Origin of the sequence: Bacillus sp. F19, from assembly GCA_023823795.1 — a bacterium.
Lineage (GTDB): Bacteria > Bacillota > Bacilli > Bacillales > Bacillaceae > Bacillus_P.
The window spans coordinates 2,309,198-2,335,748 of sequence record CP085710.1 but is presented as its reverse complement, the minus strand read 5'-3'; the positions used below and the strand labels follow the sequence as shown (position 1 = coordinate 2,335,748).

General features: G+C 33.8%; 22 protein-coding genes and 2 pseudogenes. 7 read left to right on the top strand and 17 right to left on the bottom strand.

The window, feature by feature from the left end; translation table 11 throughout:
• Positions 1–5: 5 nt before the first annotated feature.
• The 3 genes and pseudogenes from LIT25_11840 (at position 6) to LIT25_11830 (ending at position 3,453) form a co-directional block, all read left to right on the top strand.
• Positions 6–744: pseudogene (locus LIT25_11840) on the top strand (IS110 family transposase).
• Positions 745–1,098: 354 nt separating this feature from the next.
• Positions 1,099–1,713, top strand: a complete 615-nt coding sequence (locus tag LIT25_11835) for a YitT family protein (GenBank protein USK35917.1) — start codon at positions 1,099–1,101, stop codon at positions 1,711–1,713.
• A 273-nt stretch (positions 1,714–1,986) separates the two neighbouring features.
• Positions 1,987–3,453, top strand: coding sequence for a spore germination protein (locus LIT25_11830; GenBank protein ID USK35916.1), 1,467 nt, complete (start codon positions 1,987–1,989; stop codon positions 3,451–3,453).
• 77 nt (positions 3,454–3,530) lie between these two features.
• Here the strand turns inward: LIT25_11830 and LIT25_11825 are convergent, their stop codons facing one another.
• Together LIT25_11825 and LIT25_11820 are read right to left on the bottom strand one after the other, a co-directional pair.
• The gene (locus LIT25_11825) at positions 3,531–4,088 is read right to left on the bottom strand and encodes a histidine phosphatase family protein (GenBank protein ID USK35915.1); all 558 of its coding nucleotides are present in this window, start codon (positions 4,086–4,088) and stop codon (positions 3,531–3,533) included.
• The gene (locus tag LIT25_11820) at positions 4,070–4,840 is read right to left on the bottom strand and encodes a phosphosulfolactate synthase (GenBank protein ID USK35914.1); all 771 of its coding nucleotides are present in this window, start codon (positions 4,838–4,840) and stop codon (positions 4,070–4,072) included. Before LIT25_11820 ends, LIT25_11825 begins: the two co-directional genes overlap by 19 nt.
• Positions 4,841–5,042: 202 nt before the next feature.
• On the opposite strand from LIT25_11820, the gene LIT25_11815 reads away from it, so the two are divergent.
• The 3 genes and pseudogenes from LIT25_11815 (at position 5,043) to LIT25_11805 (ending at position 8,145) form a co-directional block, all read left to right on the top strand.
• Complete coding sequence (locus tag LIT25_11815; GenBank protein USK35913.1) at positions 5,043–6,308, top strand: MFS transporter; 1,266 nt, start codon at positions 5,043–5,045, stop codon at positions 6,306–6,308.
• A gap of 12 nt (positions 6,309–6,320) precedes the next feature.
• Positions 6,321–6,608: a hypothetical protein gene (locus tag LIT25_11810; protein ID USK35912.1), complete on the top strand. Its 288-nt coding sequence runs from the start codon at positions 6,321–6,323 to the stop codon at positions 6,606–6,608.
• A gap of 269 nt (positions 6,609–6,877) precedes the next feature.
• Positions 6,878–8,145, top strand: a pseudogene (locus tag LIT25_11805) (IS3 family transposase).
• Positions 8,146–8,886: 741 nt separating this feature from the next.
• On the opposite strand, the gene LIT25_11800 reads toward LIT25_11805, so the two are convergent.
• The 3 genes from LIT25_11800 to LIT25_11790 form a co-directional block, all read right to left on the bottom strand.
• Positions 8,887–9,291, bottom strand: a complete 405-nt coding sequence (locus LIT25_11800) for a hypothetical protein (GenBank protein ID USK35911.1) — start codon at positions 9,289–9,291, stop codon at positions 8,887–8,889.
• Between the two features lie 97 nt (positions 9,292–9,388).
• Positions 9,389–11,347: a hypothetical protein gene (locus LIT25_11795; protein USK35910.1), complete on the bottom strand. Its 1,959-nt coding sequence runs from the start codon at positions 11,345–11,347 to the stop codon at positions 9,389–9,391.
• A gap of 92 nt (positions 11,348–11,439) precedes the next feature.
• Positions 11,440–12,516, bottom strand: a complete 1,077-nt coding sequence (locus tag LIT25_11790) for a hypothetical protein (protein ID USK35909.1) — start codon at positions 12,514–12,516, stop codon at positions 11,440–11,442.
• A 496-nt stretch (positions 12,517–13,012) separates the two neighbouring features.
• On the opposite strand from LIT25_11790, the gene LIT25_11785 reads away from it, so the two are divergent.
• Positions 13,013–13,621, top strand: coding sequence for a TetR/AcrR family transcriptional regulator (locus LIT25_11785; GenBank protein USK35908.1), 609 nt, complete (start codon positions 13,013–13,015; stop codon positions 13,619–13,621).
• 644 nt (positions 13,622–14,265) lie between these two features.
• On the opposite strand, the gene LIT25_11780 is transcribed toward LIT25_11785, so the two are convergent.
• The 12 genes from LIT25_11780 to LIT25_11725 form a co-directional block, all read right to left on the bottom strand.
• Positions 14,266–14,508, bottom strand: a complete 243-nt coding sequence (locus LIT25_11780; protein ID USK35907.1) for a hypothetical protein — start codon at positions 14,506–14,508, stop codon at positions 14,266–14,268.
• A 342-nt stretch (positions 14,509–14,850) separates the two neighbouring features.
• A complete protein-coding gene (locus LIT25_11775) occupies positions 14,851–15,051 on the bottom strand; it encodes a hypothetical protein (protein ID USK35906.1) in 201 nt (66 codons plus the stop codon).
• A 352-nt stretch (positions 15,052–15,403) separates the two neighbouring features.
• The gene (locus tag LIT25_11770) at positions 15,404–16,810 is read right to left on the bottom strand and encodes a phenylacetate--CoA ligase family protein (protein ID USK35905.1); all 1,407 of its coding nucleotides are present in this window, start codon (positions 16,808–16,810) and stop codon (positions 15,404–15,406) included.
• Positions 16,811–17,102: 292 nt separating this feature from the next.
• The gene (locus LIT25_11765) at positions 17,103–17,912 is read right to left on the bottom strand and encodes an SDR family oxidoreductase (GenBank protein ID USK35904.1); all 810 of its coding nucleotides are present in this window, start codon (positions 17,910–17,912) and stop codon (positions 17,103–17,105) included.
• A 20-nt stretch (positions 17,913–17,932) separates the two neighbouring features.
• Entirely contained in the window at positions 17,933–18,307 is a 375-nt protein-coding gene (locus LIT25_11760; protein ID USK35903.1) for a 3-hydroxyacyl-ACP dehydratase, read from the bottom strand.
• A gap of 6 nt (positions 18,308–18,313) precedes the next feature.
• On the bottom strand, positions 18,314–18,748 hold the full coding sequence (locus LIT25_11755; protein USK35902.1) for a MaoC family dehydratase N-terminal domain-containing protein: 435 nt from the start codon (positions 18,746–18,748) through the stop codon (positions 18,314–18,316).
• A gap of 120 nt (positions 18,749–18,868) precedes the next feature.
• On the bottom strand, positions 18,869–19,252 hold the full coding sequence (locus LIT25_11750) for a PaaI family thioesterase (protein USK35901.1): 384 nt from the start codon (positions 19,250–19,252) through the stop codon (positions 18,869–18,871).
• A 159-nt stretch (positions 19,253–19,411) separates the two neighbouring features.
• Positions 19,412–19,999 carry a TetR/AcrR family transcriptional regulator gene (locus tag LIT25_11745; GenBank protein USK35900.1) on the bottom strand — a complete coding sequence of 196 codons (588 nt, stop codon included), beginning with the start codon at positions 19,997–19,999 and terminating at the stop codon, positions 19,412–19,414.
• A 145-nt stretch (positions 20,000–20,144) separates the two neighbouring features.
• Positions 20,145–21,353, bottom strand: a complete 1,209-nt coding sequence (locus LIT25_11740) for a Xaa-Pro peptidase family protein (GenBank protein ID USK35899.1) — start codon at positions 21,351–21,353, stop codon at positions 20,145–20,147.
• A 144-nt stretch (positions 21,354–21,497) separates the two neighbouring features.
• Positions 21,498–23,081: an AMP-binding protein gene (locus LIT25_11735; GenBank protein USK36249.1), complete on the bottom strand. Its 1,584-nt coding sequence runs from the start codon at positions 23,079–23,081 to the stop codon at positions 21,498–21,500.
• A 60-nt stretch (positions 23,082–23,141) separates the two neighbouring features.
• Positions 23,142–24,284 carry an acyl-CoA dehydrogenase family protein gene (locus LIT25_11730; GenBank protein USK36248.1) on the bottom strand — a complete coding sequence of 381 codons (1,143 nt, stop codon included), beginning with the start codon at positions 24,282–24,284 and terminating at the stop codon, positions 23,142–23,144.
• A gap of 611 nt (positions 24,285–24,895) precedes the next feature.
• On the bottom strand, positions 24,896–26,548 hold the full coding sequence (locus LIT25_11725; GenBank protein USK35898.1) for an acyl-CoA mutase large subunit family protein: 1,653 nt from the start codon (positions 26,546–26,548) through the stop codon (positions 24,896–24,898).
• Positions 26,549–26,551: the final 3 nt, after the last annotated feature.

Genomic DNA, 26,551 nt, shown 5'->3' with positions numbered 1-26,551 from the left:
GAGCTCAGTTTCATACCATTTTAGATCAGGTCTTCCCTGAATATAGAGAGTATTTGGAGCCTTATTTTCAAAGGGTTCCTTAAACACCCTACTCGCCTTTCCAACACCTAAGGAAGTTGAAGAAGCGTGCGTAAATGAGATAGCTAAAGAAATTCACCATTTATGTAAAAATCGTTCCCAGTCATGGTCAATTAAGAAGGCGGAGGATTTATAAACTGCAGCAAGGAATAATCCATATAACAAACGCTAAACCACAGTCATATTGTTAGCTTAAAAATGTATATTGAAATGCTTCTACAATACCAAAAGCACCTATCCCAGTTGGTAGAAGAGATAGATGCCTTAGCTCAAGAGTTTGAAGAAGATGATATTATTCGATCAATACCGGGTATTGGAGGTAAGATTGCGGCAACAATCATCTCCGAGATTGGTGAAATTGATCGATTTAATAACTCTAAGAAGCTTGTTGCCTTTGCCGGAATTGACCCTAGTGTTCACGAATCTGGCAAGTTTAAAGCAACCATAAATCGTATTACCAAGCGAGTCTCTACTAGACTGAGACAAGTATTGTATACAGCTGTACAATGTGGTTTAATCAACGCTCGAAACCCAAAGCTAAAAGCCTTCTACGACAGAAAACGAGAAGAAGGAAAACCACATAAAGTAGCCGTCATTGCCTGTGCTAATAAGCTCATTCATTGGATTTATGCTTTACTAAAACGAAAAGAAACATTTGTAGTTTAGACAGACATGAATTCTATTAACAAGATTACAAAATACCAAATCCCTCCATAATCATATATTTAAAGGAAGGATATTTGGCATGCCTTCATTTATCTTAACATACCTAAAATCTTATTCCTTTAAAGAGGATTACTCCAAATCCTGCATATGTATTTACTTCAGTATTTCCCATACCTTCCATACAACAATCCTTTTCCTATTCAATATCGTCGGAACAAAGAATTTAAGACAAGCTTTTAGCTCAATCATAATATTTTTCAATTCCTCATACAATGGACAAGGGGTAGGAATCCTTTAAGGGGGAAATGGCAAATGGGACATAATATTATGGAACTAAAAGGATCCTAAATATATATGAAAACACTCGAAACATATTTTTATTTAATTTGTGGAGCTTTTTTACAAGGAATGTCAATGTCTTTATTTTTATTCCCACACTCCATCCCTTCTGGTGGAGGAGCTGGGTTGGCTATCCTGATGAATCATTTCTTCCACTTACCACTTGGTTTCGCCCTATGGTTAGCAAATGCCGTCTTTTTAATTTTTGCTCTGAACTATTTTGGGTTTACATGGGCTCTACGAACATTGTTTTCTGTCGCAGTTACTTCAACAACTGTCAGCACCATAACAACTCAGATTCCTCATTTTCATGTTCATATACTCTTTGATATTTTAGTCGGAGGACTTATATTTGGAATAGGTGTCGGTATACTCATTCGAAAGGGTTCTTCTAGCGGAGGGATGGTTATTCCAGCCTTAATGATTTCCACCTATCGAAAATGGAGCCCTGGTAAAGTAATGATGGGGATCAACCTATTAATATTCATACTTACATCCATTGTCATTGATTATAAAATTGTAGCCTACGCAATCATCTGTCAGTTGATTTCGACGAATGTTATTGATTTCATATACAAATTTAGATTTCATAAAATTGACTTTTTATCCCCGAGTTGGCGAAAAAGATAAGGTTGTCAGTTACACGTTTTTTTCTCAATCTCTTACTTGTTAGGAGGCATCGGATAAAACCTCAGACAGCCTTTTCCTTATTTCATATCTATTTTCTGCAAGCGCATTTTCAATTCCTCCATATTTTCACTTCCTCCATATTTTCACTTCCTTTATTTTTTCAATAATTCATTAAAGATCAAAACGTTTATGAATAAGGTATGATTTTTTCTCCTTATGTCTATTATGTGGATAGCCTATTAGGAAATATTGGATATATGATGAAGGTGAATTATGGAACAGCAAAAAGATAAGAAAGTGCTAGTAAATACAAATATTGAAGAAAATGTAGCCTATTTGCGTAATGAACTGGGAGTAGGCAAAAGTTTTGATGTTATCCATTTAGATGTTGAGTATGCGGAACACAAAATGGCTATGTTTTTAGTAGATGGTTTGGTTAAAGACGATCTTCTACATCTATTAATGAAATTTTTAGCAAAAGTAACAAAAGAAGATCTCGAAAAGGATGTCCTCAAAAAACTTTTAAGAACTTATATTCCTTATATTGAGATAAATACAACTGACGATTTAAACGAAGTCATTAGTGGGGTTTTATCAGGCCCGACCGCTCTAGTAGTGGACGGCATTGATGAAGTTATTTTAATTGATGCAAGGACCTACCCTGTTCGAGGACCTGAAGAACCTGATACGGAAAGAGTTGTTCGAGGTTCAAGGGATGGTTATGTTGAAACCATTGTTTTTAACACAGCCCTAACGAGAAGAAGAGTAAGGGATCCTTCACTCCGTATGGAATTTATGCAAGTTGGCCGGCGTTCCAAAACGGATGTAGTACTTTGTTATATAGAAGATATTGCTGACACTGACATGGTCAAAAAATTGAAAAATACAATATCCCAAATTGACACGGACGGTCTTCCAATGGCTGACAAAACCATTGAAGAATACATCTCCGGTAGTTTTTGGAACCCTTTCCCCGTGGTACGTTTTACCGAAAGGCCTGATACAGCAGCAACTCATCTTTTTGAAGGTCATGTCATTATTTTTGTTGATGGCTCACCTTCTGCCATGATCACACCAGTTACCTATTGGCATCACCTTCAGCATGCTGAAGAATACAGAAATAATCCAATCTCAGGGGCTTACCTAAGATTTGTACGCTATTTAGCAGTTTTTGTATCCATTTTTCTATTACCTTTGTGGTATTTATTCACGATTGATCCGCATCTCTTACCAGAAGGATTGGATTTTATTGGTCCTAATAAACAAGGAAATATCCCCTTGATAATGCAGTTCATGTTAATTGAAATAGGTCTAGATATGCTGCGTATGGCGGCCATTCACACCCCTACATCACTCGCAACTGCACTTGGTCTCGTTGCAGCACTAATGATTGGACAAATCGCTGTTGAAGTGGGTTTATTTGCCAATGAAGTAATATTGTACTTTTCTATTGTTGCCATAGGTACTTTCGCCACACCAAGTTATGAGCTCGGCCTTGCCAATCGACTTGTAAGAATTGTACTTTTAATACTAACTGCTATATTCCATACCCCTGGTTATATGGTTGGTACTGCTTTATTTATTATTTTTCTAGCAAGAATGGAATCTTTCGGTGTTCCTTATTTATGGCCGTTTATTCCGTTTAATTATCGGGCCTTCCGTGATGTACTCATACGTACACCAATCCCATTAAAAAACAGGCGACCTCGAATATTAAATCCTAAAGATCCTGATAGATAATAAAGGTGTTGAATTGAGACTCTTATGCTTATCTTATAATAAATAATTGAAGATCCTAACAAAAAGGATCTTCTTTTTTATGAAAATCGTTCTATTATATTATTTTCATCAACAGTTAGTGTATTGCATTCATTATTATGGACGGATATTTGATTCATTTGATTAATATGTCCATATTGTACTAATGAAATAAAGGCTCTAATCCATGAACCATGGCCAAATATAAGAATATTATTACTTTCTTTATACTTTTTTAAAAAATTTATGATCCGTTCTTCCAATTTAACTATTCTTTCACCTAATACTAACTCTCTTGGATTTTCTAGCCAACTCACTCCAAGCTCACTAATCATATTTCCTTTTGGACGACCTTCAAACCGTCCAAAATCCAATTCGTCCAATAAGGCTTCTGTCTTAGCATCCATTCCATATAATTGAGCTGTTTGATGTGTTCTTTTCAGCGCACTTGCTAAAACGAATTCAAAAGGAGAAAGCATTTTTAAATGTTGTTGATTGGTTTCAATTTTATGTTGAATATCCTCCGTAATAGGCAATATATCAATATTTTGTCTCCCTTGTAGCCAGGTTTTTACATTCCATTCTGTTGGGAGATGTCTTATAAGGGTAATTTGCATCTATCTTCCCCAAAGAAAAAGGTTTCACATCTTAAGCCACAACGCTGAGCTTCTAATTGCAGCACATCATGAATTTTTACATTCCCTAAGTTAACATTTGTTCCAATTTCATTGATGAAATACATTTGTTGTTTGGCTGTTGGTGCTTCAAAAATGACTCGATTTACATCAATCCCTTTGACTAATTCACATATTAGATTGGTTTTAACATTTCCATTTTTTTGATAAATCCCAGATGTTCCAGAATCCCTTCCTTCTGTGATCACATAATCACTACCGGCTTCTAATAAATGTCTGATTTCATTCTTCCATTCTAAGAGCGACATATCTGATTCCGTATCCTTTGAACCAACTTCAGCCAAAACGTGAAAATCATTTTTAATTTTTGAGATCATTTCACATCGCTCTTGTAATGAAATATGAAAAGTCCCATTTGAAATTTCCACCAATTGTATTCCTAAAGCCTTCAAACTCTTTAAATATTCATCCACTTTATTTTGCATGTATGATTTTTCAAATAACGTCCCTCCACAATACGTCTTAATACCATATTCTCTGTATAATTGAATTTTTTCCTTTAAGTTTGGAGTCACATATGCAGAACCAATGCCAATTTTGGCTATATCTATAAACGAGTGATAATCATGTAATATACTCTTTAACTCTCCAATCGAAATTCCTAAATCAATAATCGATGTAAGACCAAATTTTCTTTTTCCAACTGTTCTTTTAGGCAATTCTAAAAAATCCATCCTCATGCGCCTCCTCTATTTACCAAGAATAGATTATTCAAAAAATGGGTGAATGTGTAGATTTTGGGCCATTTACCCAAAAAGAGTTGAAGGTAACAATGAATAAACGGTCCTACAACTCCAAACAATAAAGTGATACTTCCATCGATGGGGAATTCTCCCCAATACGTGGTTTGTGTTTTTAGATTCTAAAGGATCAGAGGTGGAATCAGTGCCAAAGAAAAAACATAAAGGCATGACAATTGCTGCAATAGGATCTATTCCGCTCATTCTCGTGCTAGGGAATTCAATGTTAATACCTATCTTGCCAAAAATGAAAAGTGAATTAGACATCTCACAATTTCAAACAAGTTTACTGATATCAGTTTTTTCCATAAGCGCCGCTATCATGATTCCGATATTAGGTTATCTCTCTGACCGCTTTTCACGAAAGGCAATCGTCATTCCTGCTCTCATTCTCTATGGCTGTGGAGGTATATTGGCCGGAGCTGCAGCCGCATGGTTTTCCAATGCCTACACTTGGATTCTTGCGGGACGTATTATACAAGGAATTGGGGCAGCTGGAACAACATCCATGGCGATGGCTTTGACGGGAGATTTATTTAAAGGTGGAGAACAAAGTAAGGTTTTAGGATTAGTTGAAGCTTCAAATGGATTCGGAAAAGTCGTTAGTCCTATTATCGGTTCATTACTTGCTCTTGTTGTCTGGTATGCTGTTTTTTTTGCCTTTCCTATTTTTTGTTTAGTTTCAATTCTATTAACGATGTTTTTTATTAAGGAAAAAAAAGCAAACAAAGAACCTACTCCTATAGGAAAGTATGTAAAAGGACTCGTCTCGGTTTTTAAAACAGAAGGACGTTGGATTCTTGTTGCTTATTTAGCAGGTGCAACTTGTCTATTCACCTTATTTGGGATTTTATTTTATATTTCTGACATTCTTGAGAAGGATTATGGAATTGATGGTGTGCTAAAAGGGGCTATTTTAGCCATCCCCCTCCTATTTATGACAATAACTTCTTATATAACAGGTAGTAAAATTGGAAAAAAAATGAAGAGAATGAAATCTTTAATTGTATTTGGAATGTTACTTATGACGATTTCTTTTGCAAGTCTCGTGTTTTTTACGAACTTAATCCCATTTTTCGCTGTACTTGTTATAAGTAGTATTGGAACTGGGCTTGCACTACCATGTATTAACAGCTTTATAACAGGTTCCGTCTCAACAGATAAGAGAGGATTTGTTACTTCTTTATACGGATCTGTAAGATTTTTAGGGGTTGCTATTGGACCACCCGTATATAGTACATTAATGGACTGGTCCAGAACAGGTATGTTTTTAAGTACGGCAGGTTTAACACTGTTAGTTGGACTACTGTGTTTAGTTTTTATTCACGTTGGTAAGAAAGAACCTTCTAAAGAAAAGAATAAGAAAAAGGATACACTATTTGATAAATTACAATTTACGTAAGGAGAGATTAATTTGCCAATCTATTTTTCTCCAGAGGTTTTAACCCCACATTTTCAAATATTAAATGTGGTGGATGCTAAGGATAAAGCAGTAGGGAATATAGCTTTTTTATTTGATGAAAAAAAGATGTATGTTTATGGAATCTTAGAAGAAGAAGGGGTTGGAGCTGATTTTAAAGATTTAGTAACTCCTTATATTAAAGGTTTATCTAAAGCAAAACCCGGAATAGATGTATTCTCTTGTCTTTATGTTGGATGTAAAAAAATTACAATTAATACTGAAGAGGAAGATGAAGAATAATACAAACCTTCTACAAACACAAGATTCTATTTATGAAAAAGACTGGATCATAGGAGCCGTTATTTTCAAACATTCATCCTATTTTAGAGCCTCTAAAATAGACTAGTCACACCAAAGTGTAGCTTTGAAATAAAGTTTGATCAAAAATACCTCGCAATCCCAAATTTTACGATAAATAAAAAGAATCCATTTTGAAAAAAGATGATATGCTCCCCATTAGGTAGACAGATAAAAAATAAAGATCTGTTTATCTAAGGGGAGTATTTTTTATGGCTCGAATGAAATATTCTAAAGCTGAAAAATTGGCTATTTTAGCTCTTTATAAAGATGGTCATCATTCAATAGCTGATATTACTGCCAAGTTTTCTGTTGATCCTGGTACGATTAAAGATTGGAAGAGAAGATATGAAATGAATGGTGAAGACGGTTTAACAGACGCGACTTCTTGGAAGTCTTATTCAAAAGAGCTAAAGTTAGCAGCCGTCAATGATTATCTATCAGGACACTATTCGTTATGCAAGGTTATCCAAAAATACAATATATCCAGTACTGCGGTTTTGAGAAAATGGATTAACAGAGGAAGCAAAGTTTAAGCTGGAAATGAAACGTTTAGAGCAAGAAAATGAACGATTACGTGCAGAAAATGCTTTTTTAAAAAAGTTGGAGGAACTCGAAAGGAGGCGTCGTTAACAAGCGTTCGTCTACACAATAAATATAGAGCGATTCAAGATTTACATGCGAATGAAAATCTACCAGTAATCCTTTTATGTGAAATTTCCAGCGTACGCCAACAGCTAGAGAATTAGAGAATGAAGCAATTCTTCAGGATATTCAAGCTATTTATGCACGAGTAGGAGGCATTTATGGGTACCGAAGAATGAAATTAAATATTAATTGGATATATCATAAAAAGTTTAATCACAAACGTATTTATCGCTTAATGCACATCGCTGGATTACAGTCCGTGATTCGTCGGAAAAGAAAGCGCTATGTTCCCTCATCTGCGCAATATGTCGCTGAAAATCGACTCAATCGTGAATTTACTGCAAGCAAGCCCAATGAAAAATGGGTAACAGATGTCACGGAGTTCAAATTAGGAAATGGAAGGAAAACGTATTTAAGTGCCATTTTAGATCTTTACGATGGCTCCATTATTAGTTATGTATTGGGACATTCAAACAATAATAAACTGGTATTTCGAACATTGGATCAAGCTATCGCTATATTAAAAGAGAATGAACATCCATTGATTCATAGTGATCGAGGGTATCAATATACGTCACATGGGTTTAAGAGAAAAATAGAAAAGGCAAAAATGATTCATAGCATGTCACGTGTAGGAAAATGTATAGATAATGGACCAATGGAATCGTTTTGGGGAACGTTGAAGTGTGAAAAATATTACCTACATAAGTATGAAACATTTGAAGCGTTACAACAAGCAATAGATGATTATATCCAGTTTTACAATAACGAACGTTACCAAGAAAGATTAAACGGCTTGAGCCCATTGGAATACAGGGTTCAAGCCGCTTAAAGTATTTTTATTATTTCCACTGTCTACTTGAAAGGGAGCTGTTCATCTTTTTTCAAAATGGATTCTTTTTATGTGCGGTAGAATGAAGATTTGTGAGATATTTTTGAGCAAACTTTATTTCAAAGTTACACCCAAAAAAAGCAAAGACGTCTTAGCTTCCATCACCATTCATATATCTATTGTCCCCCATAGTATGATTGCTGCTTTCATCAGGTTTAACATTAGGGTTATGACCTTTATTGTTATTATTTTTCTTTCGTCTTAAATCTATAGCCCAGGATAAAGAAATGACACCTTCGATTAATCCAAGTAACCAGTAAATTTATTGCACCTCCAATATTTTGTAAGTTAATACATAGTATACATTTCCCCTGATAAAACAACCACTTTATTCCATCTGTATCAATCTTGTCATTTTTACTTGTTATGTTAAGAGAGAGTACCTTATCTAGCAATCGCCCCCAAACAAAGTTATTTTACCTTCTAAAAAAACCGCATTTTTTGTATAAAAATGCGGTTTCTGCAAAAAAGGTCAACACTATTTTTCAAGGGTAATCATCTGAATAGATGGAACTCCTTCATAATCGGTTATATTATATATTCGTAGTTCCTTGCCAAACTGATGGGCAATTAATTCTTTTTTTTGAAGGAAGTAACTCTAATCTAGTGTCAATAGAATCAGCATCAGTTTTGCAAAACTAGTTTTGTATAGAGTATTCATGTCTGAACAAAACTTAATGTTTACTTTAATGCATAAGTACAAGATTCCCTTTGATACTCTAAACGTAACCTATCATCATCTATTTTCATTTTTATGGTTTCTTCTTCATCTTCACTTATTTCTTGTGCTTCTTCATCGATCTTAGAAGCAGTAACTTTAAATTTAAACTCATCCTCAAATACCTTTGTATATTTAATCTCCGTAATTTGATGTTCTCCTGTTGGAATTTCTCCTTCCACTACCATCTCATCTTTTCCTTCAAATTTTATCGTTGGTGGACACGCTGTATCTGAACTAACATCTTCATCAATTAATTCCCACGTACCATCAAACTCATACTCATTTCCACTAGATACATTATTACTTCCACATGCACTTAATGTTAGAATACACCCAACAGACGTTGCTATTAGTTTTCTTTTCATAATTTCCCTCCAAAGCTTGATTTCAGGTTCCTATTGAAAATTTACGAATTTTACAATCTATAAAAAATTGATGTTAAGAATCTATCTCATTAAAGACTTACTCAATTAATCTAATCATATTGTATGAAAATCGGTTTGCTTCTGGATTAGTAAATAAGTTAGGTTCTATTCCCTTATCAACAACCCAATCATTAATTTTTTTATCAAAAACTCTCATTGAACTTGATCCAGAACCATCTAAAACAATACAATTTGTTTCATCAAATCCTAAATTCTTAAGACGACTTTTTAAACCAGTGATTGACACACCTTCAAGCGTAATCATTAAGTACGCATAAGTAGTGTCACCTTCTTCTTGAAAACCTAACACTGTTCTTCTGAGTGGCACAGGTAACCAATATTGCGCATAACTTCCTAACGAATATCCAATGTGCTCAAGTTCAAATCCTTTCCCACCAATAGCATTTATTATAACTTGATTAGAATGATGATGATGATCATTATTATCCAGATTTTTAAAGTGTTTTTTTATTTCATCTATGCTTTTAGCTTCAATAATCTCTGCTTTAGTTTTTTTCAAATCCTTATCGTAGTAGGTAACAAAAGTCGGTAGTGAAAGTTCTTTGCCACGGCAACCGTTATAATTATACCCATCAGTTGATCCTACTCCAGGATTATAATAAGACATTGAACATGGCTTATATACATAATCATCCTTTGATGGATCATACTTTTCTGGATCATATGAGGGCGAATAATATCCTCCATTTATTCCGATATAGTTCGTTTCACTTAAAGGTTTCCTAATTACTTGCGTAAGTATATTATCAATTGGAGTTTTAATAACACGTAAACTTACGTCATCAAGTAAAACTGTTGTGGATTGGAGATAGTAATCATAATTTTTCGGCCGTTCTGTCGTTGGCGGCGGCTCATCCATAAATTCATATTTTTCTCCACGTTCTTCTTCTTCAATGGTTCCGTCTTTCGTTTCATCTGGAGTATTATCATAAGTTTCAGACCTTTCCCCAGGTATTGTATTTAAATCGGCATAATTTTCTTTTGATTTCGCTACACCTGCCGTCAACACTTTAAAATCGATATCCCCCATTTGTTTGCTCATAGCTTTAATTACATTTCGGCCCTCTTTAGGTACGGATGCAAAATAATCATCATAGTTGTTATAGTAATCCATAGCAAGGTTTTCTGTTATTAGATAGGTTTTACCATTCTTAACGTCAAGAACACCAATATCCCCCATCGTTTCCTGTTCTTCCTTGGAGTATTCCCTATTCTCTACATAGATGTTAAACAAATAGATATCATCATATACTTTACCCTTGAACTTGAATTTAAAGGTTACACCCCCCTGTTCATTCTCTTCCACAATATAATGATCTTTCCAAAACTTTGGAAGTGTAAGCTCAAATCCTAATTCTCCATTAATATATTTAATCCCATTGGCCGTTTCTTGATTCGTTTCTTCTTCTGCTGTTCCTCCATTTTTTCCTTGCTCTTTTGGTTTCGCTTCTCCTGCTGCAGATCCCTCTATCTCAAGCATTTTGAAGCTCTTACCTATATCTTTCATTTGCTTTGACATCGTTGCAATCATCCTGCGGTCACTTTCGGTTGCATCCGGAAACATCTCATCATAACGGTCGTAATGGAAAAGTGCATAATCTACCGTCACCCAATAGGCTTTCCCATTATTCGTTCCAAGAAGACTTCCTTCTCCACCCTCTTGTTCTAGATTTTCATCGTATACATGAATGGTAAAAAGAAAGATATTGTCATATATTTCATTATCATATGTTTCATTAAGCTTAGCCTTAAAGGCGACATTACTGTTATCCATAACTTCAATAGTGTATTTGTCTCTCCAAGACCCTGGAAGTGTAAGCTCAAATCCTAATTCTTTATTTACATATTTCATCCCATTAGATTGTTCTTGATTCGTTGCTGCATGAATTTTAGACAGTTGTACAATAGGGTCTACAACCCAAGAAACAAGCATCACAAGAATTAATAACAAATAACAGATACTTCTTTTTAACATTTTACGCTCCCCTCCTTAAACAAAGTTATTTTACCTTCTAAAAAAACCGCATTTTTTGTATAAAAATGCGGTTTCTGCAAAAAAGGTCAACACTATTTTTCAAGGGTAATCATCTGAATAGATGGAACTCCTTCATAATCGGTTATATTATATATTCGTAGTTCCTTGCCAAACTGATGGGCAATTAATTCTTTTTTTGAAGGAAGTAACTCTAATCTAGTGTCAATAGAATCAGCATCAGTTTGCAAACTATAATAATATAGATCACTATCTTCTGGATGTTCAACAATGTTAATGACCCTATCATACATGTAATAGAAATTATCTCCGATACTTCCAATTAATTCGTAGTCTTCTGGCAAATAAACATCGTCCTCGATAACTTCATCTTCTTTATAATAATATGGACTGTATGAATTAGCACCGTAGAGCAGTACCATGTTCTCTTCATAATTAATATACTGTACGGAATATCCGAATTCATACGAACCAGCTTCATGAGGAAGTAATGGCCCAAAAGGATTGGTTATCTTTAAAGTCTTTCCTGTTTCTAAATTAATTGCCTCAACATTCCCGTCTTTAGACTTAATAAGAGCTAATCCCTGAGAAGTTTTTATAAGGTAACCATTACCATCATCGTTATCGTAAGGGTCATCGTAATATGAGATGCCACTTTCAGTCTCAATTTCGCCTTTTTCATTTATTAAATATAATGTCTTATCAACTGCTACGTCATCCTCAATACGAGAGTCATTATTCGTTTTAGCTATCGTTATAGGAGTTGCCAATATTATACTTTCATCATCTGATATTAGTTTATCCTTAACCAACCATTTATCGCCATCAGTAATAGATAGATAAGATTTTTCATCTTTCATAATTGAGACATAAGTATATAACTTATCATTAATCATTCTTTCTCCAATGTCGATTGAATCATCTTCAAAGAATTTTAATTCCCCTAATTCAGTAAACCCATCATTTCCAATCTGTTTAACATTCTTTACTTTAAGATTTGTGGTTGTGGTTTGTTGCTCCTCCTGTAGCTGAACTTCTCCTTCGTCTTCTGTTGAAGGATTCGTATTGCTCCCAGTTTGATTACCTGAACAGCCTGTTGCAAGCAATAATGAAAAACAAATTGCAGTTGTACTTTTTTTAAATTTAGACAATGTTGACACTCCTTTCATTTTCAGATTACTATTATTCCATTTAAACAATTTATGATCTCCTTTGATTATTGATCTATTTGTTTAAAAGTGCAGATTTCTTCATCATTAAGTAATCCAACTTTCAACTTGTCATCTTCCTGTTCTATTTCTTAGATATACTTCCATAGGTGAAAACATATTCATTTTCAGATACTTCCTCATAACTCATTGCGTATTCGTCTACTGTAGCCTTGTTATCTTTATGAAATGTCACCGTATCGCCTAATCCACAATCTGAATCAGTTTTCTCCCAACTAGTACCTACAAAGTTTCATCCACTACAAGCAGTCAAAAATAAAAAAGGGATTAAGAATAGCACTCTCTTCATATAAATCTCCCTTCAATAAATCTTATATTTTAATACCAACTAGTCGGTACTTACGTAATTATTATATAATGGTAATGTATTCTAAACAATATAAAAAATACAAAATTTTCTAAAAAGGGAGTTCTTAAATTGAATTATTTTCAAAAGCAATCAGAAGACACCATTAACAAATTAATTCAAGCAGGAATTGAATTGTTTTCTAAACAAGGCTATTCTAGTACAAGCGTTAATCAAATTGTAAAACACGCTGGCTACTCTAAAGGTGCTTTCTATGCTCACTTTTCGACTAAAGAGGAATTTATGCTAAAGTTGATAAAAGAAGGTATAGATTTTTATTTTGAAGATTTAAAGGAAGCACTGAATCAAAAAGATGGAGATTTGCTAAATAAATTTAAAGAACACTCTATGCGTTTGGTAAATGAATCTTATGAAAAAGGATCTTCTCCTATGCTTCTTCAAGGATGTATGGTTTCGAATGAATTACCTCAAATTAAAGAAAGGCTTATTTTCCAAATGGAGGAATGGAGGTCATTTCTTACACATTTTTTTCAAGAAATGAAGGACGAAGGTATTGTTGGCAGTCCATTAGATGCTCGAACCTTAGCGACAGCAGGCATGGCTCTTTTTAATGGATATAATTTGCAACATTTTGTTGATAATCGAATTCAAATACAGGACATGTTAAATGTTTTTATTGAATTGCTTCAAATCCAAGAACCTAATAAAAAAGATGAATAAGAGTATTATGTCTGAATGATGGTTTATGAATACTCTATACAAAATTAGTTAACAAGCAATTAAAGGAAGTTGGCAAACTTAAAACCCCTTGAGCGCCAAAGGGGTCCAGCAAAACGCGGATTTCGTACGCTAAGGATTAAAATACCTAAAACAAAGGCTTTTTCCTATCATTATTTTAAACTTTGATGCTTGAGAAACGCTCTAGAACGAAATTTAGAAATGCTTTTTGTGTACTAACTATCGTTCGATACAAAATTCATCAGCTATATACATCTCATTCTTCGCTTTGTTGTTTTCAGTGACTACGAATAAAGGAAGAAATATTACTGTAGTAGTATTTCTTCACATCAAAGTTGTTAAATCCTAACACTCTAAATACAAATAACACCGTTCCATTTCAGAACGGTGTTGAAAAAATAGTTGTTTAATTTTCTCTATCCTATACCCATTTTTCTCAAAATGAACATCAATAAAGTCATTTAAAAACTAAGTGTTCTCCCACATCTAGCTTGTGTTTATTTAAACCAAATTATGTTCCATTAATCTAGTGGAATTTAATTATAAACGTATACGGAAGATGCATTATTATTTGCCGAAACACCATTGCTAAATTTCGTACCGTGCTGTCAGGGTAGGATATGCTATCATTCTTTCTCTTCTTTCTTTTCATTTTTGATATAATCATCTATTTTTTGATTTGTTGTAAACCCTAAACGAACTTCATTCCCCTGTTCGTCCCCTGTATAGTAAATATGTTTGACTTTGGGATCATTTGCATTTGTCGATACCTGTTTCCCATCAATTAAATCGTACTGACTTTCCCCGGCCGCAAAAGATACATTAGAAAAGGAGAAAATCGCTAAGAAGGTAACAGCAACAGTAAACATGAGACTGTAAACACTTCAACCACTCCCTATTCATAAATTACACACCATTTAAATATAGTTACAGTTATAATAAATACCAACCGGTTTGTATTTATTATACTTTAAAACACCATATTTCGGAATGCAAAATGTGAAATTTATACAAATTTATACGGAATTTTCTAAAAAGGGGCTTTAGGACGAAGTTTTACATCTGAATATTTCATCGTTTGGATTTATCTTTCTTTCAATTCTTTTGTAATCCAATCTGTTTGCTTTTTGGTTAAAGCAGAAAACTTTTTATCGGTTTGGATAAGACGACCATTTCTATATTCATGACTTCCCATCTATTGACCTCATTTATTACCACAACATTTTTACCGCACCGAAAACAAGCAGTAACAACTTATCAGACCATTGTTTTAATAAATTTCTATCTTCATCTGGCAGTCCTAACATTTTCGAGATCACTAAAATCGGTAATACAAAAGCATAGTCGAGAATCACATCAATCCGCTTTGAATCCTTTACTTGATCCAACAAATAATCGGTAATTTCATACATAAACGGCCGCATTTTCTCAACGGCCTTTGGAGTAAAAGCCTAATTACCAACATCCGCAGCCTCGTATGATTAGGAGGATCATTAAACACGATCCATTTAGAAAGGATTTCATAAGTAGAAGCCATATCCAATTTCATCTCATTTAAGGCACTTTTAGATGGCTTGATTCTTGCATAACTTAATTTAGGATTCATTAATGCAAGATTAATATCCTCATAACGGTTAAGAATCCAGCCATTCTACTTTTTGTTAAAATAAACAGGTTCCTCCGAACGAAGTTGTTTAAAATATGGAAAGGGTTTCTTTACTCCTTCTGGCGCTAATAAATTTTCACCCACTTATTACATACATGCTATTTTTTTCGGTTATCTATTACTCTACGAGCTTTGAAAATCGTTTCAGGCATAGAACCTTGTTCTACAAGATTAATGCTCACTCGAATGCCAATTTTATTTTTAAACAACTCTTTTGCCTCGTTTATCAAATCATCGAGATTCCTTGTTTTATATTGATTTTGATACTCCATATTGACCGTCATTTCATCTAATGCACCTTTTTTATCCACGATAATTTGATATTCCGCACCACTCCAATTTAATGAGCGAACAACATTTTCAATCGCGCTTGGATAGACATTTGCCCCCCGGATGACAAGCATATCATCTAAGCGGCCAAGCACCCCATGAGGTAAACGTGGATAAGTCCGACCACAGGAACAAATTTCTTCTGTCATAAAGCTTTCATCCCCTGACCAAAAGCGGATCATCGGCTGTGATTTTCTCCAGAGGTGGGTATACACAGTCGCTCCTCTTTCCCCTACTTGAATGGGAATATTAGGATCACTCTTGCTTACAATTTCTGTAAATACTTCATCTTGATAAAGGTGTACGCCTGCTTGAGCCTCACAAGCTGTACTTGTCATAAATGGATACATCTCTGAAGTAGACCCTGTATCATGTAAACTAGCACCCCAGCCTTTTGTCAAAATCTCTTTTGTACTAGGTAAAGAAGCACCAATTTCTCCTGCAGCAATTAATCTCATTACAGAACTCTCTGATAAGTCAACCCCTCTTTCCCTAGCTTTCATAAGGAGATGCATACAATATGACACTGTAGCTGAAAAAGCAGTAGGCTTTACTTTTTCTATCATATCTAAATGCTTATCTGATTCTATCGCTCCCAATGGAAAAACGGCGGATCCAATTCGTTCAGCACCTTGCAAAACTCCCCAGCCCCCAAAGAAAATGGAAAAGGGAAATCCAATTTGGACAACATCATTTGGTCTTAAACCAGTAGACCACAATGCCATCGCATGGACCTCTGCCGCTCGTTCCCAGTCTGCTTTACTTACTTGATAGAATGTGGGCGTGCCTGAAGTTCCGCTTGAACCTTGTAATCTAGCGATATCTTCTGGGGCGAAATCACCTGCATAACTTCCGAAGATGGGATTAATCTTTTGGTCCTCTACTAACATTTTTTTTGTTATCACCGGTACTTTGGTGGTGAAATCTTCTAACGTTTTCACATCGGAAGGCTTAAAATTGTGATTATCATAATGCTTACGATAAAATGGTAAGTGATTGTAAACGTAATCTAATTGTTCTTTTATTTTTCCCAAAATAAGACGATCTCTTTTTATCGGATTTAATGTTTCTCTTTCTTCATTCCAATATTTCTTGTACCCAGTCGTAATCATCGTATTCCTCCTATTAAGTAGTACCAACACGATCAATCTATTATTTTTAAAATCTAAATTCATTTTTAATCTTGGCTATGCAAAAATCATCCCAATTGTAATTTACACGTTACTATTGGTGTTTAAGGATCTTCTCCAAAGCATGCAACAAGGTTTACGAAAAGAGCCTAGTTAATACTTGTTTATTTTTTAGTAACATTGATAGCTTAAATTACATAATATTCCGACTATTTAATTTCCAATTCAAAGCTTATAAGTAATTAAAGGGAGATATATCAAGAAATTTTTCTAAGATATAGTGACTGTTTTTAACAATTTTATTAATGCCTCGATAAGACCTAGCTAGTTCATTAACTTAAGTGTACCATCCCCCATTTAGATGCAACACTTGACCATTTATATAATTTGAAAGTGGAGACGCCAAATAAAAAATTCCCTGTGCAGCTTCTTCAGCTGTACCAGCTCTTCGTTGTGGAATAGATTTTTCAAACATTGTTCGGACCTTTTCAGGGATACCAAGTGATATTTTTTCATCACTATCTTCTATTTTTTCCTTTGCTTTAGTTAATCGAGTATCTATTAAACCAAAAGCAACAGCATTACAGTTAATATTAAACTGACCCCATTCTCTAGCAATTGTTTTGGTTAGTCCAATAACACCTGCTTTTGCTGATGCATAGTTAGCTTGGCCAACGTTCCCCATTACCCCAGCAACAGAAGAAACATTGACGATCTTCCTATAATTAGTAATTCCTTTTTCTATTTCCTGCTTTGCAACTTCTCGCATATATGGAGCCGAAGCTCTTATTAATCTAAATGGTGCAAATAAGTGAATATCGATCATAGCCTGAAATTGTTCATCAGACATTTTATGAATCATACCATCCCAAGTATATCCTGCATTATTTACTAGAATATCAAGCTTTCCAAAAGAAGAAATTGTTTCTTTTACTAATTGATCAGGAAACTTTTGATCCGTAAGGTCCCCTGTATAGAAAGACACTTTACATTCGTACGCTTCTAGATCGTCAACAAGTTTTCTAATAGGTTCTTCATCTCTATCAGTTAACATCAACTCAGCACCATTCTCTGCCATCATTATTGCTAAATTTCTTCCTATCCCTCTTCCAGCACCTGTAATTAATATCGTTTTATCTTTAAACATTCGCGTTGAGTACCCTCCTTTTAATATTTTAACTCACAATAACCTTTCATTTTTTTATCACCTTTTTCGTTAATAACTACCACATCCACTTTAATTCTCTCCTGATCATTTTGTGCTTGTATCTTTCCAACTATTTTTATTTTTTCTCCACGTAACGTCATATCGACAAAGCGTACATTAAAATTTAAAAATTTTTTATTAGGAAACCATGATCTAATGAATTTGCTCGTTATCCCCATGATAAGCATTCCATGAGCAATCACATCTGGTAACCCAGCATCAACAGCCTTGGTTTCCACTGTGTGAATTGGATTAAAATCACCGGACGCCCCTGCATAACGTACCAACATTTCATAAGTAATCTCAATCAATGGACTAGAATATACATTATCCATTAGACACTACCTGCTTTCTCTACTCTTTTTTTCAATAATTGTTGAACAAGCTAATAGGATAAGCTTCTCTTCATTATTGTAAAATCTAGTTTCCAAATTAAAAAATTTTAATTTCCCTTTTGTTAAAGTTGATATTAGATTTATCTCACCATAAAGGACATCATTTGAACAAATATCATCATAATATTCAAAAGATTGATTCCCATGTAATACTTGACTTGGGTCGACTTCAAGCATTTCTACGAGCTTCGGAAAGTCAAATCCTGACCACATTTCGATAGCTGTTCCAAATGTATTTGTTATCGGGATATCTCGATATCCATGTTTAATTGCTATTTCGCGATTGTAGTAAATTTCATCATCTTCCTGAGTGGCATTTGCAAATTCCATAATTTTATTGGAATGAACATCATATTTGAATGTATGAAGTAATCTCTTCACTTTCTAACACCCTCTTAAAATATTAAGGATTTTTTCTAAAGCGAGTGAAATGAGAATTAATATTCTTAGACTAGGGGCATATATGAAAAAAGTATATTGTATTCTTTATTCTTTTATATTCTATGATCCCCTTATCTTTTTTAATATCGCTGAAGAATTTGCTACAATATTATTTTTGTCATCATAGATTTTACATTCTCCATGAATAATTGTTTTACCAATTCTTACAGGAGAAGCTACTGCTATTAAATACTCTCCTGTAGCAGGTTCAAGGTAAGTAATATTCATATCAAGAGTAACAACCTCTTGAGTACATTCTTGATTAGTTATTGGCAATAGATTTCCAATAGCAACATCGGCTAAAGTAGCAATAATTCCACCGTGAACAACACCTATGCTGTTTAAATACAAGGGAACTATAGGCAATTTTACTTTTATTTGATCGAAGTCTACTCTTGTATACTCTAAACTTAGAAATTCATCAAATGCTTGTTTAATAAACAAATTCCTAACACCCACTTAAATAATAAATTAAAAACTTCAATAAATAATGGTAATCATAATAATCAAACTACTTAACAAACACTAAAACTTATAAAAAAGCAAATTTATCGGTAATTGGAAATCGATTTTGACTAGTTATACTTCTTTATATAAAAATGATTATTTGATTAATGATTTAAGCAAGCTACATGAGAAAAATTCAGCGATCTCATCATTTGATTGATTATCACGGGGTTTGATCCAAAAAGGCAAATAATTAACTGCTCCCATAATTAATAACCTGGCTAATTTAATATTATTTGTTTCAAAAACTCCTTTTTGAACACCCTCTTCAATAATTGATTGGAAAAGTTTTTCATAACTATCGCGTTGTTCTAAAACCGCTTTACGAGTATCATCTGATAGCATATTTGTTCTATTAATAACACTAAAAACAGCATTTTCTTCAATTATAAATAATACTAAAGATTTAATTGCATTCTTTAACTTTATTGAAGGATGATCGCTACTTTCAACAATCATCTGAAGTTCTTCAATACAAGCTGAAGCTACCATATCATGGCATTGAAATAATAAATCTTCCTTACTACTTACATAATAATATATAGCACCTTTTGTCACTTTAAGCTCATTAGAAATGTCTTCAATTGTTGTTTCATGGTACCCTTTTTTGATAAATAAATTTGCTGCAGTTCTTAATATATTTAGTTTCTTTTGAATTGCTCTTTCTTGTCGAAATGATGCCATGTTGATCACTGCCTTTTGAAATTAGTATTTTAAAAGATTTTGAATCTATCCAATTTACCTTATCATATGAAAGGGCTTTTTATATTGAATCCTGGATATAAAAGTGTCATTATTCTTTAGAAAAAAGTATAAATAATTGTATAACTTAAACTTCAAATCTGTCGCGAGGGAATTTCGTCAATATCTCATATCCAGAATCAGTTACAAGCACGGATTCTTCCATCGTTAAACCAAATTCGTTAGGAAAAATAAACTTAGGTTCTATAGCAAGTACCATACCCGGTTTTAGTGCTGTATGATTAAAAGCAGAGATTAAAGGAGGCTCATCGATTTCTAACCCTATACCATGACCTACATATTTAAATCCATATTGCCCTAATCCCATAAATTCTTCTTTATATCCATTCGAAGTTGCTGTAGCTTCTGCTTTCTGGTAAATATCTGAAACCAATACTCCTGGACGTATCAAGTCAATTGTAGAATCAAGTACTTCAATTAATATTTTTTGTAAATTCTTTTGTCTATCATTAGCCTTTCCAAGCACAAAGGAACGGGCTTCGTCTGCATGATATCCTTGATATATGGTGCCTTTGTCAATAATTATCAAATCACCTTTTGAAATTTGGCGGTTTCCTGCGCCATAAGGCCTAATAGCACTCCTACCTAATCCCGTCATTGTCATCCAATTACCTGAAATAATACTTGTATTTTCTCCTGATACTACAACCCCAAAGCTTAATCTATTATTTGACCCTCGCTGGATCATATTACCTTCATCACCATAAGAATATGTCACTTCTTCAATTAACTTTTGAAGCTGTATTTCTGTCATTCCTTCGTATAATATTGAAAGAGCATGATCAAACCCTTTAATGGAAATATCGGCTGCCATATTAATTTGTGCGATTTCAAAATCGGATTTAATCATTCTTTGTGACCATACAAAAGGTTGAACATCAACAAATGAAGCATTTGGTATGTTTCTTTGCAAATTATGAAATAAATTAATATTAATTACATCAAAAGAAAGCCCTAATACTATCTTTCTTTCTGCGTAAACTTCTTTTAACGTTTCTATAATACTTCTAATCCCCATTGATGGTCTCACATCTGATATATAGCTGTCTTTCTTTCCGAGTTTATAATTAATTCTTACTAATAAAATTGGGTTTTGATCACTTGGTACTATTAATACACTATTTACTCCAGTACCTGAATAATAATAAATTTCTTCCTGTTGAAAAAAAATGGCGCCATCTATATTTTCATTTTGCAGTCGTCTTTGAAGTTTCTTAATTCTATTAGTAAATTCACAACTAACATTGTCAACAGCTTTAGTCAATTTTTCAACCACTATTTTCCCTCCAGAAAACATAGACAAATGAATTGGATAATCACCTAGTTTACGTATATCAATAATTTTACCTTTCTTCGTAAAACGAGATACTTCTGCTTGATTATTTTTGTTTTATTCTACCTAAACTAAAAATGATTCCTATCAATTGTATGATGTTGCTATTTTATTCATATTATCTTTTAATTTATGTTTTAGTATTTTACCAGCAGCATTTCTAGGTAATTGATCAATGAAATATATAAATTTTGGTATTTTGTATCCGCCTATTTTATCTCTGCAAAAATCTATTAGCTCTTCTTCTTTTATATTACTATTATCATTTGGAACGACGATTGCTGTAACAGTTTCTCCATATAATTCATGAGGGACACCAATAATTGCTACTTCTTTTACAAATGGATGGGTAGATAATACATTTTCCACTTCTGCTGCATAAACATTTTCATCACCAGTAAGCACCATATCTTTTTTTCTATCTACTACAAAATAATCTCCACTTTTTAATCGAATACCTAGATCACCAGTATAGTACCATCCATCAATAACGGCCTCGTTTGTCTTTTCAGGCTCTTGCCAATACCCCTTCAATACAGTATCTCCTTTAACAAGTATCTCCCCAACTTGATTGTCGGGAACTTGGTTACCATAGTTATCAACAATTTTCACTAACATACCATATATCGGCTTACCTGCACTCATACCAGATGCTTTTATTCCTGGTAATAAGTCTAATTTTTCTATCTCTTTTTCTAACGTGCTCTTACTAATTATCTTACTCATGACATGTGCAGTATTTTCTGTCATACCGTATATATTTGCTAAGACAACTTCATGTCCCATTGGAAACATTGAAAAGAATTTTCTCATCGTAGAATCTAAAGTAAATCCACCACCAGTTGAAACAGTCTTTAAACTAGTAAGATCATAATTTTTAGTTAGCGGGTCGTTCGAAAAGATTTTCAATTGTGTCGCAGTAATATCTAAATCATTAATTTTATGTTTTTCAATTAATTCAGCTACCTCTGCTACATTTGCTATGGAAAAGTCTGAGAAAACACAAGTCATGCCTAATGCTATTTTGTTAAGGCCCATCATTACCCCGATATGAAAAAACGGGAATAAACACATCCCTACATAAGACCTATAACGAGGTAACTCTATTAACTGATAACCACACATTGATGTCATATTTTTGTGTGTAATCATAGCTCCTTTTGGCTTTCCAGTTGTACCGCTTGTATAGCATAGAAATGCGACATCATTTTCTTCTACTTCACTTTTTACAACATAATTTTGTGCAGAATGAATGATTTCTTCAAGATTTAAACTTAAATCATTCTTTTCCCCAATACTAATATAATTTTTAACTCCTTTTAATTCACTCTGCAAAGAGAAGATTTTTTCCTTAAATGAATCTTCATATACGACTGTATTTGCTCCTGAATGAATAATAATATACTTTAATTCTTCAGTAGAAAGCCTTGTATTTAAAGGTACAGCAATCCCGCCAAAGCTGAAAATTCCAAAATAAAGTTCAAAGTATTCCGGTCGATTATTTAAAAGAATGGCTATTCGATCACCCTTGTAAAAATTTAATTGTTGTAATCCATAAGCGATTTTTCTTGACCTTTCATAAAATTGCCGATATGTCCTTTCAACGCCTTTATATATTGTTGCTAACTTAGCTGGGTATTCCATGACAACATTTTCAATTATGTTACTCATTAACACGAATAATCACTCCTTTAATTAAGAGCTAGGATTTATTTTCGTACGTTAAAGACCCTATAATTCCATATTCTTAGCAATAATTAGTTTCATAATTTCGTTTGTCCCAGCATAGATTGCAGCCACAGGAATATCTCTATACCTTCTAGCAATTTCATATTCTTCCATATACCCGTAACCACCAAACAATTGCATACATTGAGATGCTACTCGTTTGGCCATCTCAGTGTTCCACCATTTAGCCATAGATACCTGTTTTACAATTTCTCTATTATTTATATGATTTTCAATTAAATTATTTATAAAGTTTCGTCCTAATTCGATTTCCGTTGCCATTTCCGCAAGCTTAAACTGTGTATTTTGAAACTTGCTGATAGGTTTTCCAAAAGTAGTTCTTTCTTTCGTATATTTAATAGTTAACTCTAACATTTTTTCAGCTGCTACTTGTGCTGCAATGGCAACAACTAGACGTTCTTGCTGAAGTTTTTCCATTAAATAATAAAAACCTTTCCCTTCTTCACCTAATAGGTTTGAAGCTGGAACTTTTGCATCCTCAAAAATTAGTTCTGCAGTATCTTGGCTATGAAGACCGACTTTATCTAGTTTTTTCCCTCTCTTAAAGCCAACTGTATCACGCTCTACTACTATTAGACTTATCCCTTTATGATCATTTACATTTGGATCTGTTTTACATGCAACAAGAATCAAATCTGATTGAATGCCATTTGTAATAAATGTTTTTTCTCCATTTATGATATAATGATCTCTATCTTTTACAGCTGTTGTTTTAATACTGCCTAGGTCTGATCCAGTCCCGGGTTCTGTCATTGCAATTGCTGTTATCAAATCTCCATTTAGACAACCAGGCAACCATTTCAACTTTTGCTCTTCTGTTCCAAATGTATTTAAATAAGGTACTACAATATCATTGTGATTGGATACTCCAATTAAACTAGAACCAACCTTTTCTAACTCTTCTATTAAAACAACAGAATATCCAAAGTCAGCATTCATGCCTCCATATTTTTCATCCACATATGGGCAAAGAAAACCATTTTTTCCCATATTTTTCCAAAAATCACGTGGGATCATACGATTTTTTTCCCATTCATCATAATAAGGATAAGCTTCCTTCTCTAGAAACTTCCTTAAAGATGTTCGAAGGATTTGGTGTTCCTCTAGTAAATATGCCATAGAAATATCCCACCATTCTTTTTTAGATCATGAAAAAAAGAGTGTAAACGTCTTACGCAGCCACGCTAAGGATTGATTACCGAAATAAACAATTTCTTTTTATGGAAAAAGGGACGGAACATCACTAATCTGGTCAATACTTTCTAACATAACAAAAGAAAATATTTTGTTTTCCTTGGTAATTTCACAAAGCCCGGCTCTGCTTATTCCGTTCTAATTAGTTAGATTCTGCATAAGCTCATTCAAATTCCTTACTGAGTAGTATATTAAAACTCATGATAGTTTCTTATGGGAATTTATAATAATCTCGGATTCTAACAGAAGGTGTATTCCTTCAATATACTTTAAGCAGATAAAGAGGATAGCAGGGCATTCATAAAGTGAAATTTCCATTAGTGGGGGTTTTGTTCATCCCCCACTGATGGTTAGTTGAACCAATCGGGCTTTTACGGGCAGTTGATCGCCCACTTAGAATTCTTTGTTTCTTCGACTTCTTGAATTGGGGGTCTTACTGCCCGTTAATCTGCGATAAATACCCTACCGTTCCCAATAATTTGTCAATAAGACTTTCTTATATTTATTTATTAACTTTAATCAAATTGATTTTGGTTGAATAATCAAACAATATTCGGGTGTCCAAAACCGTAACATTCTCTTAGTTTTTCAATTATTTCACCGTGTGTACATCCTGCCTCTATAGCTGAAATTGTTTCAGCGAAAATATTTAAATCGTCATTATTTGTTGCAGCTACAATTCTACTTAAAGCTTCATCAACTTTGCTTTTATCTCTTCTTTTTTTGAAGTTTTCTAAACGTTTTAAATGTTTTTGAATTAGTTTTTGATCTACCCTTGTAAGATTTGGTCGTTTATCTTCACTCTCATCGATTTGATATTTATTTACTCCAACAATTACTCTGTGTTTACTATCAACTTGTCGTTGATATTTTTCAGCTGATTCACCTATGACTTTTTGAACATAACCCTTTCTAACTGCTTCTAACATACCGCCCATTTCATCAATTTTTTGAATGTATCCCCAGACTTCTTCTTCCATTTGATCTGTTAATCTTTCTAAATAATATGAGCCGCCCATCGGATCAATTACATCGGCAATACCCGATTCCTCCGCTAAAATATTTTGTGTATTAATAGCAATTCTAGCTGCTTGCTCTATCGGTGTCCCTAACGCTTCGTCATATGAATCTGTATGAAGTGATTGTGCACCTCCAAGAATCCCTGCCATAGCTTGAATAGTTACTCGTACAATATTGTTTAATGGTTGTTGTCTAGTCAACTCAGCCCCAGATGTTTGACCATGAAATTTAAACCGCATTGAGCGTGGATCTTTTGCTCCAAACCGTTCCTTTAATAACTTCGCCCATATTCGTCGTCCCGCACGGAATTTTGCAACTTCTTCGAACATACTAATACTGATATCATAGAAAAATGTAAAACGAGGTGCAAAAGTATCAATAGATAATCCCTGTTTTAATGTTTCTTCTATATAAGTAATACCTGTCGAAATCGTAAATGCTAATGCTTGGGCAGGAGTAGCACCAGCCTGTTGCATATGTTGCCCAACAATACTCACTGGATTCCAATTTGGAACATATTTGTTTGTGTACTTTATGTGGTCTAACAAAATCTTTAAACTTCCATCAAGAGAAATACGATAAAACATATGGTTAGCAACAAAGTGTGATATAAAATCGGATTGGTTACTTGTACCTGTTATTTTGGAATATGGAATCCCTCGACGATCTGCTATGACTAATAACATTGCCAATCCAGTAAAACCGATTGGATCATTTAGAGCAATACTGATTTTATCTATTGGGATCTGATCAAAAGCAATTTCCATGTCCTCTATTGTATTAATCGGTGTTCCGCACGTTCCAACGAGAAGAGAATCCACTTCATCGGCATCATAACCTCGATAAAAACTGTTACAAAATATTAAACTTATAGCATTTGACCCTGTCTTTATTAATTCTCTTTGCCGTTCATTAAATCTTTCAGGAGTATCCAGTCCTATTAATTGTCTTCTACTCCACCCTCTGCCTCGATACATTGTAGGGTACAAACCACGAGTATATGGATATTCCCCAGGATATGACAGTGTTTCTTCTTTAATATCGTGAGCAGTGTAAATTGGTTTTATCGGTATTCCTGACAGGTTATACTTTAAGTCTTGCTCTGCAGGAACTCCTCTCATATTCTTATATTCTTTTGCCCATTGCTGATAATTATCTTGTTTGATTTTCTCCATTCA

Excerpts from the sequence above, each read along its gene's own strand:
- LIT25_11835 (USK35917.1), top strand. The coding sequence starts at position 1,099 with ATGAAAACACTCGAAACATATTTTTATTTAATTTGTGGAGCTTTTTTA.
- LIT25_11830 (USK35916.1), top strand. The coding sequence starts at position 1,987 with ATGGAACAGCAAAAAGATAAGAAAGTGCTAGTAAATACAAATATTGAA.
- LIT25_11825 (USK35915.1), bottom strand. The coding sequence starts at position 4,088 with ATGCAAATTACCCTTATAAGACATCTCCCAACAGAATGGAATGTAAAA.
- LIT25_11820 (USK35914.1), bottom strand. The coding sequence starts at position 4,840 with ATGGATTTTTTAGAATTGCCTAAAAGAACAGTTGGAAAAAGAAAATTT.
- LIT25_11800 (USK35911.1), bottom strand. The coding sequence starts at position 9,291 with ATGAAAAGAAAACTAATAGCAACGTCTGTTGGGTGTATTCTAACATTA.
- LIT25_11795 (USK35910.1), bottom strand. The coding sequence starts at position 11,347 with ATGTTAAAAAGAAGTATCTGTTATTTGTTATTAATTCTTGTGATGCTT.
- LIT25_11780 (USK35907.1), bottom strand. The coding sequence starts at position 14,508 with ATGTTTACTGTTGCTGTTACCTTCTTAGCGATTTTCTCCTTTTCTAAT.
- LIT25_11775 (USK35906.1), bottom strand. The coding sequence starts at position 15,051 with ATGTATGAAATTACCGATTATTTGTTGGATCAAGTAAAGGATTCAAAG.
- LIT25_11770 (USK35905.1), bottom strand. The coding sequence starts at position 16,810 with ATGAATTTAGATTTTAAAAATAATAGATTGATCGTGTTGGTACTACTT.
- LIT25_11765 (USK35904.1), bottom strand. The coding sequence starts at position 17,912 with ATGTTTAAAGATAAAACGATATTAATTACAGGTGCTGGAAGAGGGATA.
- LIT25_11760 (USK35903.1), bottom strand. The coding sequence starts at position 18,307 with ATGGATAATGTATATTCTAGTCCATTGATTGAGATTACTTATGAAATG.
- LIT25_11745 (USK35900.1), bottom strand. The coding sequence starts at position 19,999 with ATGGCATCATTTCGACAAGAAAGAGCAATTCAAAAGAAACTAAATATA.
- LIT25_11735 (USK36249.1), bottom strand. The coding sequence starts at position 23,081 with ATGAGTAACATAATTGAAAATGTTGTCATGGAATACCCAGCTAAGTTA.
- LIT25_11725 (USK35898.1), bottom strand. The coding sequence starts at position 26,548 with ATGGAGAAAATCAAACAAGATAATTATCAGCAATGGGCAAAAGAATAT.